The sequence below is a fragment of the Streptomyces sp. NPDC046876 genome (genome assembly GCF_040645035.1).
Classification (GTDB): Bacteria; Actinomycetota; Actinomycetes; order Streptomycetales; family Streptomycetaceae; genus Streptomyces.
In genome coordinates this window covers 24,017-33,498 of sequence record NZ_JBEYXK010000077.1, presented here as the reverse complement: position 1 = coordinate 33,498, position 9,482 = coordinate 24,017, and the positions used below count along the sequence as shown (strand labels likewise).

10 protein-coding genes are annotated in these 9,482 nt (G+C 72.0%); 4 read left to right on the top strand and 6 right to left on the bottom strand.

The features are described from left to right. Positions 1-511 precede the first annotated feature (511 nt). Positions 512-2,224, top strand: coding sequence for a serine/threonine-protein kinase (locus ABZ924_RS29150; protein ID WP_361916075.1), 1,713 nt, complete (start codon positions 512-514; stop codon positions 2,222-2,224). Between the two features lie 38 nt (positions 2,225-2,262). Here the strand turns inward: ABZ924_RS29150 and ABZ924_RS29145 are convergent, their stop codons facing one another. Continuing rightward, on the bottom strand, positions 2,263-3,405 hold the full coding sequence (locus ABZ924_RS29145) for an NAD(P)/FAD-dependent oxidoreductase (protein ID WP_361916071.1): 1,143 nt from the start codon (positions 3,403-3,405) through the stop codon (positions 2,263-2,265). Positions 3,406-3,503: 98 nt separating this feature from the next. Between ABZ924_RS29145 and ABZ924_RS29140 the strand changes: the two genes are divergently transcribed. Next, on the top strand, positions 3,504-4,196 hold the full coding sequence (locus ABZ924_RS29140) for a TetR/AcrR family transcriptional regulator (protein WP_361916068.1): 693 nt from the start codon (positions 3,504-3,506) through the stop codon (positions 4,194-4,196). A gap of 37 nt (positions 4,197-4,233) precedes the next feature. Here ABZ924_RS29140 and ABZ924_RS29135 read toward each other — a convergent pair whose 3' ends face one another. Genes ABZ924_RS29135 through ABZ924_RS29125 form a run of 3 tightly spaced genes read right to left on the bottom strand, consistent with a single transcriptional unit; the run spans position 4,234 to position 5,625 of the window. Continuing rightward, on the bottom strand, positions 4,234-4,650 hold the full coding sequence (locus tag ABZ924_RS29135; protein ID WP_361916065.1) for a PPOX class F420-dependent oxidoreductase: 417 nt from the start codon (positions 4,648-4,650) through the stop codon (positions 4,234-4,236). A gap of 47 nt (positions 4,651-4,697) precedes the next feature. Then, positions 4,698-5,399 (bottom strand): orotidine-5'-phosphate decarboxylase, encoded by a 702-nt coding sequence (gene pyrF, locus ABZ924_RS29130; protein ID WP_361916062.1) that lies wholly within the window; start codon positions 5,397-5,399, stop codon positions 4,698-4,700. 22 nt (positions 5,400-5,421) lie between these two features. Then, the gene (locus ABZ924_RS29125) at positions 5,422-5,625 is read right to left on the bottom strand and encodes a hypothetical protein (RefSeq protein WP_361916059.1); all 204 of its coding nucleotides are present in this window, start codon (positions 5,623-5,625) and stop codon (positions 5,422-5,424) included. 90 nt (positions 5,626-5,715) lie between these two features. Here ABZ924_RS29125 and ABZ924_RS29120 point away from each other — a divergent pair, with 90 nt between their 5' ends. Continuing rightward, positions 5,716-7,140 (top strand): hypothetical protein, encoded by a 1,425-nt coding sequence (locus tag ABZ924_RS29120; protein ID WP_361916056.1) that lies wholly within the window; start codon positions 5,716-5,718, stop codon positions 7,138-7,140. On the opposite strand, the gene ABZ924_RS29115 is transcribed toward ABZ924_RS29120, so the two are convergent. Together ABZ924_RS29115 and ABZ924_RS29110 are read right to left on the bottom strand one after the other, a co-directional pair. Then, entirely contained in the window at positions 7,121-8,341 is a 1,221-nt protein-coding gene (locus ABZ924_RS29115; protein ID WP_361916053.1) for a DUF1266 domain-containing protein, read from the bottom strand. The genes ABZ924_RS29120 and ABZ924_RS29115 overlap by 20 nt on opposite strands. Positions 8,342-8,352: 11 nt before the next feature. After that, entirely contained in the window at positions 8,353-8,757 is a 405-nt protein-coding gene (locus ABZ924_RS29110) for an ATP-binding protein (protein ID WP_361916050.1), read from the bottom strand. Positions 8,758-8,969: 212 nt separating this feature from the next. Between ABZ924_RS29110 and ABZ924_RS29105 the strand changes: the two genes are divergently transcribed. Further along, positions 8,970-9,482, top strand: a 513-nt coding sequence (locus tag ABZ924_RS29105; protein WP_361916047.1) for a Scr1 family TA system antitoxin-like transcriptional regulator, incomplete at its 3' end; no start/stop codon positions are given.

The following is a 9,482-nucleotide window of genomic DNA, read 5'->3' as shown; positions in this document are numbered from 1 at the left end:
ATCCCCATCTCGACCATGTGGACGTCGACGCCGGCCTGGGCGTGGACCGCCCCCGGACCCCCGCGCCTCAAACGCCGGCGAGGCTGGAGGGTGCCGGCGGCGCTGGATAGTGCGGTGGGGGTGGAGGTGCCGGCGGCGCTGGATTGTGCCGGCGGGCTGGAATTGCCGCGCAGCGGCACATTTCAGCCCGCGCGGCGTTTGAGCGCACCGGGTGCGGAGCGCCCGGGTCTTTCAGCCCCGCCGGGTCCATCCCAGCCCCGCCAGCGTTTGAGGCGTACGGGGTCCGGGGCGGAGCACCGGTTTCGGGAAGGGGCGGGGTGGGGGACGGCTCCGCGCAGCGGCAGCCGGCAGCCGACAGCCGACAGCCGGCAGCGGCAAGCGGAGGCGGGAGCGGAAAGGGCGACGGGTGGGCCCGGGAATCCGGCCCCGTGTGGTGGAGTTGCGCGGGATCTTCCGTGTGCCGGCCGGGCGGTTGCGGCATCATGGCCGTGGTCGGCGGACGGGGGAACGGGTGTCGCTGCAGGGCGGTTTGCAGGGCGACGGGGCGGTGATCGGCGGGCGCTACCGCCTGGGCGAGCGCCTCGGCCGCGGCGGCATGGGCGTGGTCTGGCGGGCCACCGACGAGCTGCTCGGGCGCCCGGTCGCGGTCAAGGCCCTGTCCCTGGAGGCCGGGGTCGACCCGGAGGGCGCACTGCGCGAGGCCCGGGCCGTGGCCAAGATCCGGCACCCCCATGTGATCGTGGTCCACGACGTGGTGGAGCACGAGGGGCAGCTCGTCATCGTCATGGAGCTGGTCGACGGCGGCTCGCTCGCCGACCGGCTGTCCGGCCCCGGCGGGCCGATGTCCCCCGAGGAGGCGGCCGGGGTGGGCGTCGCCCTGATCGACGCACTGTCCGCGGCCCATGCCCGCAGGGTGCTGCACCGGGACGTGAAGCCGGCGAACGTGCTGCTGGACGCCGGCACGGGCCGGGTGGTGCTGACCGACTTCGGCATCGCGAGCCTGCCCGGGGCGCCGACCATCAGCGAGACCGGGGTCTTCGCGGGCACGCCCGAGTACTCCGCGCCCGAGCGGATCCAGGGCGGCGCCGGAGGCCCGGAGTCCGACCTGTGGTCGCTCGGGGCGCTGCTGTGCGCGGCGGTGACGGGGGAGTCGCCGTTCCGCCGGGATTCGCTCGGGGCCGTCGCGCACGCCGTCGTGTACGAGGAGATCCGGCCGTCGGCCCGGCTGGGGCCGCTGCTGCCGGTGGTGACCGGGCTGCTGGAGCGGGACCCGCAGCGGCGGCTGGGGGCCGTGGAGGCGCGGCGGATGCTGGCCGCGTGCGCGGCGGGCGGCGGTGTGGCGGACCAGGAGACGAGCGCCGCGGCCCCGGCGGCGGGGTACATGCCGCCCGGGTCCACGCCGCCCGGCTACACGCCGACCGCGTACGCCGACCACAGGCCGGCCGCCGGCGGCGGTGACGCCGGTGTCGTCGTCACGGGCGGGCACCCCCGGCCGCCGCGGCCCCGGCTTCGGGGGGCCCGGGTGGCGCTGGTGGTGGCCGGGGCCGTGGCCGCCTGCGCCGGTGCGGTGACGGCGGGGGTCCTGCTCGAGGGGCGCTCCGCGGGCGGCCAGTCCGGCGCGGTCGGCTCCGCACCGGCCGTCCCCGGCCAGCCGGCCCCCTCCACGCCGACGCCCACGCCGACGCCGACGCCGACGCCCACGCCCACGCCGACGCCCACCGCCCCTCCCCCCTCGACGCCGCCGTCCTCCCCCGCCCCCGTACAGCCTGGCGGCGCAGCGGCCGGCTTCGTGAAGGTCGACGACGTGCGCGGGTTCACGCTGAACGTCCCTGCGGGTTCGCAGCGTTCGACGGACGGCGAGCGGATCTTCTACATCACCCCGGACGGCGCCGTCCGCGTCGGCATCCGGATCGGCACGATCCCGCCCGGCGGGGCGCTGGGCTCGATGCGGGACTCCGATGCCCGCGGCCCGGCGAACAACCCCGGGTACCGCGACAACAAGGTCACGCCGACGACCCGCAAGGGACTGACCGCGGGCTTCTGGGAGTTCACCTGGAACGGCTTCGACCCGGCCGGCGAGGGCCCCCGGCACACGTACGACATCGCCTGGGAGCAGAACGGGCGGCTCTACGACGTGTGGGTCTCGGCCCCGACGGGCCGGATGAAGGAGGCCCGCGGCATCCACGACACCGCGGTGGACTCCTTCTTCGCCTTCGACCACTGACGGAGGGTGCCGCCGGGGCCCGGCCCGGCCCGGTGCGCCTACCCGCCCAGGATCTCCACCAGCCGCTGCGCCGCATCGGGCGCCATGAGCACCTCGTGGATCCGGGCGGAGAAGCGGGCGGCCTCCTCGGCTCGCGGGAACATGGCGGTCTCGTAGCGCCGTACGGCGGCGTCGAGGTCGCCCGGGTCGGCGGCGATCGCGAGCCCGAGCTCGGCCCCGTCGAGCAGGGCCTCGTTGGCGCCGGTCCCGGCGGGCGGCATCAGGTGGGCGGCGTCGCCGAGCAGGGTGACGCCGGGTACGGGCGCCCAGGTGAGGCCGACCGGCAGGGCGCTGAGGGAGCGGTGCCAGACGGTGTCGTCGCAGGCGTCGATCAGCTCGGTGAGCCGAGGGGCCCAGTCGGCCTCGGCGTACAGCTCCCGCAGCCGGGTGCGGGCGCGGGCCGGGTCCTCGAAGGGGATGCCGAGGGTGGTGAGCGATTCCTCGTCCAGGCCGTGGAAGCTGAGGTAGATGCGCAGTCGGCCGTCGCCGTTGAGCTGGGCGGACAGGGAGCGGTCGGGGCCGTAGGCCCAGTAGTTGCCGCGGCCGACGCGGGCGGCGAGGTCGGGCCGGGTGCGGGTGAGGTCGGGGATGCCGAGCTCGATCACTTGTGTGCCCAGCGGCGCGGGCCGGGCGTCGGTGACGAGGGGGCGGACGCGGGAGCCCGCGCCGTCCGCGCCCACGAGCAGCTCGCAGGTGTCGGTGCTGCCGTCCGCGAGGTGCAGCCGGTGCCCGCCCCCGCCCCCGCCCAGCGGCTCGGCGCGCAGCAGGCCGCGGCCCCATGCGACGGTCCCCGCGGGCAGGGAGTCCAGCAGCACCGCGCGCAGGTCGGCGCGGTCGACCTCGGGGCGCTCGAGCGGGGCGTCGTCGGCGGTGTCCTGCCGGAGCAGCACCGTCCCGGTGTGGTCGAGCAGGCGGAGGTCCTGGCCCTCGCGCCGGGCTATGCGCAGGAACTCCGTCTCCAGTCCGGCCTCGCGTAAGGCGTGCTGGCCGCCGTCCGGGGTGAGGTCGAGCATGCCGCCCTGGGTGCGGGCGGCGGGGGAGGCATCGCGCTCGTACACGACGGCTTCGATGCCGTGCACGTGCAGGACGCGCGCAAGGACCAGACCGGCGGGGCCGGCTCCGACGATGGCGATGCGTGGCATGGGTGGGCCTTTCAGCCGGGATCAATATCGATACGCTGTATCGAGACGATACACTGTATCGATCTTGTGTAAACCCAGTTTTCAGGAGGACGACTTCCGTGACGCCGCTCATCTGGGAACGGCCCGAGCCGTCGACGCGGTCGGCGCTGAGCCCCCTCAGCCGCGACCGGATCGTGCGGGCGGCGATCGCCCTGGCCGACGCCGACGGGCTGCAGGCGGTGTCGCTGCGCAAGGTGGCGGCAGCCCTGGACGCGGGCCCGATGCGGCTCTACCGGTACGTGGACACCAAGGAGGAGCTGCTCGACCTGATGGTCGACGCGGTGTACGGGGAGCTCGACCTGCCGGGGGCCGGGGGCGACTGGCAGGCGGGCGTACGGTCCCTCGCGCACGGCATCAGGGAGGCGGCCCTGCGGCACGAGTGGTTCGCCGACCTGCTCGGCGGGCGCCCGCAGGTGGGGCCCGCGGCGCTCGCCCACGTGGAGGCGACGCTCGCCGCCCTGCGCTGCGCCCCCGGCATCGGCGAGGACCCCGGCGCCCTGATGCGGGCCCTTCAGGCGGTGAACGGCTACGTGCTCGGCGCGGTCCGGCACGAGGTGGTCGAGCTCCGCACGGAACGGGAGAGCGGGCTCACGGACCGCCAGTGGCAGGCGGCCGCCGGCCCGTACCTGATGCGGCTGTTCGAGGCGGGCCGCTACCCGACCCTGGCCCACGTCGTCGGCGCCGGCCCGCACGACGACCCCGCCGAGATGTTCGACGCGGGCCTCGAGGTCCTGCTAGCGGGCCTGCGGTGACCACCGGCAACGGCGTCACCGCAGGCGCGGCACGGCCTCAGCCGGCCTGGGCGGCGTTGCCGAGGACCTTGGTCGGGGTGATGCGGACGACGACGCGGACGTCCTGCGCCGGGGCCTGCGCGTACTCCTTGCCGCCGCCCGGCCCGAGGTACTCCTCCGCGATCCGGACGGCGACGGCCCGCCCGGTGTCCTCGGTGACGGTGGCGGTGCCGCGGATCTCCGCGTAGAGGTAGGGGTTCGCGAGGTCGAAGACGGTGATCCCGACGCGCGGATCGGCGGCTATGTTCCGCGCCTTGCGCCGCCCCTGCTCGGTGGAGACGAGCAGCTCCCCGCCGTCCCGCGACACCCACACCACCGAACTCTGCGGGCTGCCGTCCGGGTTGATGGTGGACAGCACCGCCGGGTGCGGCGCATCGAGGAGCTTGCGCACGGTGTCGTTCAGCTCAAGAGTCATACACGTGAGGCTAGTTGGCCGTGGGATGCCGGTACAGAAACGCGGCCCTACTGACCGAGGTCCGCCCGGACGCGCCGGAACGCGGCCGCCGGGTCCGCGGCGCGCGTGACGCCCCGGCCCACGACGACATGGGAGGCCCCGGCAGCGACGGCGGCGCGCGGCGTCCCGGCACGGGCGTGCTCACCCGCCGACGTCCCGGGCAGCGCGACTCCCGGAGTGACGATCAGGGCCTCGGCGCCCAACACGCCCCGCAGCGCCGACGCCTCCTGCGGCGAGCCGACGACCCCGTGGCAGCCGGCCTCGCCGGCCAGCCGCGCCAGCCGGAGCACCTGCTCCTGCGTCGCGCCGCCGACGCCGATGGCGGCCAGGTCCGCGTCGGTCATGCTGGTGACCACGGTCAACGCCAGCACGCGCAGGTCCGGGAACTCCCGGGCGGCCTCAACCGCGGCGGACATGATGCCGACGCCGCCCATGGCGTGGACGGTCACCATGGAGACGCCGAGCGCCCCCGCAGCCCGCACCGCACCGGCGACCGAGTGGGGGATCTCGAAGAGCTTGAGGTCGAGGAAGACCTCCTTGCCCTGGGCGACGAGGCCCTCGACGACACCCGGCCCGGCCGCGGTCAGCAGCTCCAAGCCGACTTTGTAGAAACGGCAATCACCGCCCAGCCCCCCGACGATGTCATCGGCGGCCGCGCGGCTGTCGCAGTCGAGCGCGACGATGATGCGGTTGTTCGACTTCTGCTCCACGGCGCCATTGTGCCGCCGGGGTTCAGGAGATGGGTTCGCCGTCGTACGTGCCGCCTATGCAGGTCCACAGGCCTGTCGCGGAGTCGTACTCCACGCTTCCGTGATGGGCCGTGCATGTCCGTGCGTCGACGGCAGGGGTGACAGCGGCCTGTGCGGCGACGGGGCACGTGATGCCCAGAGCGGCCAGGGCCACGGCCGCGGCGAACCCGAGAAGTCGTCTACGCATGGATGACCTCCTCTGAGAACGGCGGCCCTTGGTCACGACGCTACTCCGATTGGGTGGCGTTGTATTCCGGGGCAGCGGCAGACTGGAGTTATGGCGAAGGTAACGGTGAGCCGGCCGGATCGCCTCGGCTGGCGGCGCGTCACCATCGACGGCCATCCTGCCGGCAAGGCACGGTCCCACGGGGAGCTGAAAGCAATTCTGCGCCATGCCAATCTACCCACTGAGCTCCAGATCGAGTGGCAGGGCGGAGGCAAACACCACTGGCCGGATTGCTCAGGGGCGAGGCGTGTCGCCAGCGCCTTGATGGCAGCCACCCTCGGGGCGACCGCCTACCTGCTCATCAAGATCGGCGCGAAGGACATGCTCGGTGCTCTCACGTATGCGGGGCGCATCACAGGCATCACCCTTCTCGTCGTGGCGCTGCTGGAAATCGTTGCTGCAGGGGCCGCTGTCGATTATTGGCACATGCGTAAAGTTCCATTCTCCGGGATGGCCGTTCTGATCGGCGCCTCGATCTCCATCGCTCTCAGTTCGGTGCTGATCTTCGTGCAGGTCTGGGGCTGGTCGTACACCGACTACCTGAAGTACTGGATTCTCCTCCTCCTGTTCTCCCTGGCGACTCTGGGGATAATGATCCGCGAGCGGGCGTGGCGGGCGATCAAGAATCCCAAACGCATCGTCGTGGGGACGGTGGCCTCCGCTCTTCTCGCCATCACCAACGTGACCTACACCCAGATATACGTCCCCTATGCGACATCTCCGGTGGTGCAGAGCCTCGCTTCCTTCGGGAAGCCGACCGTGGACGAGAAGAAGACGCAGATGTACTTGCCGGTCCACCTGTCCGTGAGGAACGCTGGCCAGATTCCGGTCTACGTCCTCGGCAGTATCTACTGGGTCCACGGCGGTCGCGCGGACTCGCCCCTCAATATCCTGATCCAGGATGCAGAATTTATCAGGCCGCCGGGGCGGCCGCTGAATCCCGGAGAGGAATTCTCGGACGACGAGCTTATCGAGATCAAGCGGACGGATTGGAATCGGTACGAGGCGGTCGACGTCCGGACCGAGCTGTACGTTATCCGGATGGACAGGGTGATCATCGGGGGTGACTACGAGTTCTCGGGAAGGAGTCTGGCGAAGCTCAAAAAGGAGCACAAGGAGAACGACCCCCGAGGTCCGGCCGACGATTATCTGCGATACCAGACCGGCATCTCGAACAGCAATGAGATTCTCAACGTCACGCGGGGCCCGCAACGACTGACGCTGTGGTACACGCATCGCAAGGACTGGCCCTACCTGCACGTGGATGTGGCGCCGCCCGGTGAGCGGATCGCCTTTGACCCCTGCAAGCCCGACGCGAACAAGGACGCGATCAAGAGGTACGGCTTGGAACGGGTGCGCGGCTCCATCGTGGAGAAGCCGTTCACGGAGCTACTGGAGGCGGCCAAGGCCGAGGCCGACGTTTCCAGCGAGCCACCGAAACCCGAACCCACGCGCTCTAGTCCCATGAAATGTTGAGCCAGGGGCTGCCCGGGTCGGACATCAGGGCCCGGTGGACGGTGACCATGTCCGTGTACCAGTGGCCGTACTCCTCCTCGTCGAACTGGAGGCACCGGCCGAGGATGAAGCCCGCCGAAAGGTCCTCCCAGGAGCGGTACGCCAGCCGGCACATCCGGCCGGCCCGGACGACCGCGTCCTCGGTCTCCTCGATGGTGCCGAAGCGGGCGCCGAGGCCCCAGCGGGCCATCTGGGAGGCCCGCCCGTAGTCCCATGCCTCCACCGACCGCACGTACTTGCCCTCGCCGAGAATCCCGTCGGCCCGGAAGCGCTGCTCGTAGCGGGCGATGCGGCCGATGACCCGCTGCACGCCCGCGATCTCCCCCTCGACCTCCGCGGTCGAGCGCGGCCGGGCGACCGTCACCCCGTCCGGGGTGATGCGCGGCTCGGCGGCGCGTTCGGCGTTGGCCCGCAGGGTGGCCTCGGTGGCGTGCCGCCAGTGTTCGATGTCCACCGGCCCGGCGAACTCCTTGGCCAGCGCGACGCGGACCCGGAGCGTGAACTCCCATACGGAGCTGACCATGTCCGCCGCCAGCAGCCGCTCGGTCGCCTCGAGCCACTCCTCGCGCGTGGTCACCCCCCACCACTCCCGGAGCTTCTCCCGCTCCTTGAGGTAGCCCTCCCCGTGGTAGCCGAGGGCGTTCCAGAACAGCCCGTTGCGTACGGACAGGTGCGCGCCGCAGGCCAGCCCGAAGGCGACCGGCCCGTGCAGGGGCCCGCCGACGTGCAGGGCGTGCACCGTGTCCTGCGGCAGGCCGTACTCGGTGGCCCGGTTCCAGTGGAACTTCCACACCTCGCGGTCCGCGGGCGTGGCCGGCAGGAACGCCTCGCAGGGCGTGCCGGGGTTGATCGCCAGGTACGGGGGGTCGCTCGGGTCGATGCGGTGGGCGAACCAGTTGAGGCTGTGCTTCGAGAACACCTGGTCCGCGGTGGGGACCGGCAGTATGCCCTCGGTGTAGGCCACGTAAGCGTGGGCGCGGGCCTGGGGGAACCAGACGGGCTGGAGGAACACGGACGTCGGGTTCGCGTCCTGGTACGCGCGGCCCTGAGGCACGAAGAGCCAGGCGCGGGCGAGGGCGTCGAAGTAGGCGGGCCAGTCGTTGCCCTGCTTGGCCTCGTACAGCTCGCGTTCTATCGCACTCGGCGCGATCCAGTTGCCCATGTGGCGAAAGACTAACGGTGGCCTCCGACGGCCAGTTCGGCCCATACCGTCTTGCCGACGACCCGGTCGGTGGCGCCCCAGCTCTGCGCGACCGCGCTCACGATCTGCAGGCCGCGGCCGTACCGCTCCTCGGGGGACGGGTTGCGGGGTACGGGCCAGCGCTCGCCCTTCGGATCGGTGACCTCTACGCGGAGCACTGCTCCGGTGAGGCGGACCTCGACCCGCAGGTACCGCTCGCGCAGCGCGCCGTGCAGGAGGGCGTTGGTGGTGAGCTCGCTGGTCAGCAGCGCGAGGTCGGCCGCCGCCCCGGGCTGCCCCCACGCCACCGCGAGCCACGCCGATCGCCTCCGCGCCGCCGGCACCGAATCCTGCCTCGGCGGGTAGTTCCGTACGTCCCGCCGCATCGGCTCGTCCATCCGTCCACACCTCCGGTCGGGCGGTGGCTCCGCCGTGCGCGCAGCACGGTGCACTTCCGCCAACTGGTCCTGGTCAGTGAGCAGTTCGTCACCGACCGTAGGAGTCTCGTGTGCGGTGCGCAAGCTTTCTCGGGGATATCTATCCCCAGGGAGTAGTTGTGCCGAGGGAGCGGCGGCGGGAAGACTGCTCCCCGTACACGGAGGTGATGCAAGTGGCGGCAGCGCAAACGTCGTTGGGCAACCGGGTTTCCACGGTGCTGGCGCGCAGACTGGGTGGCGAACTGCTTCGCCTCCGCGATGCGGCCGGCCTCACGCAGCCGCAGGCGGCGCAGGTGCTCAGCGCCACGGCGGCGAAGATCGCCAAGATGGAGCGCGGCTGGGTCCCGTTCCGGGATCCGGACATCGTGGCCCTGTGCAAGCTCTACGGTGTCACCGACCCGGCGGTGGTGCAGGGACTCCTCGATCTGGCCAAGCTGGACCGCGAGCGGCGCAAGGCCAAGGGTTGGTGGCGTCACTTCCCCACGGTGGGAAACCTGGCCGAGTACGTGGCGATGGAGGATGTCGCCACGCGCATCCGCACATGGCAGCTCTCCCTCATCCCGGGCCTGCTCCAGGCTCCCGATTACATCCGTGCTCTCGGCGTCAGTTCCGATTCATGGACGCATCCCGACCAGATCGAGGAGATGGTGGAGACCCGCACGAAGCGGCAGGCACGGCTGCAAGGC

Coding starts and splice junctions, on each gene's coding strand:
- ABZ924_RS29145 (WP_361916071.1), bottom strand. CDS start 3,405: ATGCCACGCATCGCCATCGTCGGAGCCGGCCCCGCCGGTCTGGTCCTT.
- ABZ924_RS29135 (WP_361916065.1), bottom strand. CDS start 4,650: ATGACTCTTGAGCTGAACGACACCGTGCGCAAGCTCCTCGATGCGCCG.
- ABZ924_RS29125 (WP_361916059.1), bottom strand. CDS start 5,625: ATGCGTAGACGACTTCTCGGGTTCGCCGCGGCCGTGGCCCTGGCCGCT.
- ABZ924_RS29120 (WP_361916056.1), top strand. CDS start 5,716: ATGGCGAAGGTAACGGTGAGCCGGCCGGATCGCCTCGGCTGGCGGCGC.
- ABZ924_RS29115 (WP_361916053.1), bottom strand. CDS start 8,341: ATGGGCAACTGGATCGCGCCGAGTGCGATAGAACGCGAGCTGTACGAG.
- ABZ924_RS29110 (WP_361916050.1), bottom strand. CDS start 8,757: ATGGACGAGCCGATGCGGCGGGACGTACGGAACTACCCGCCGAGGCAG.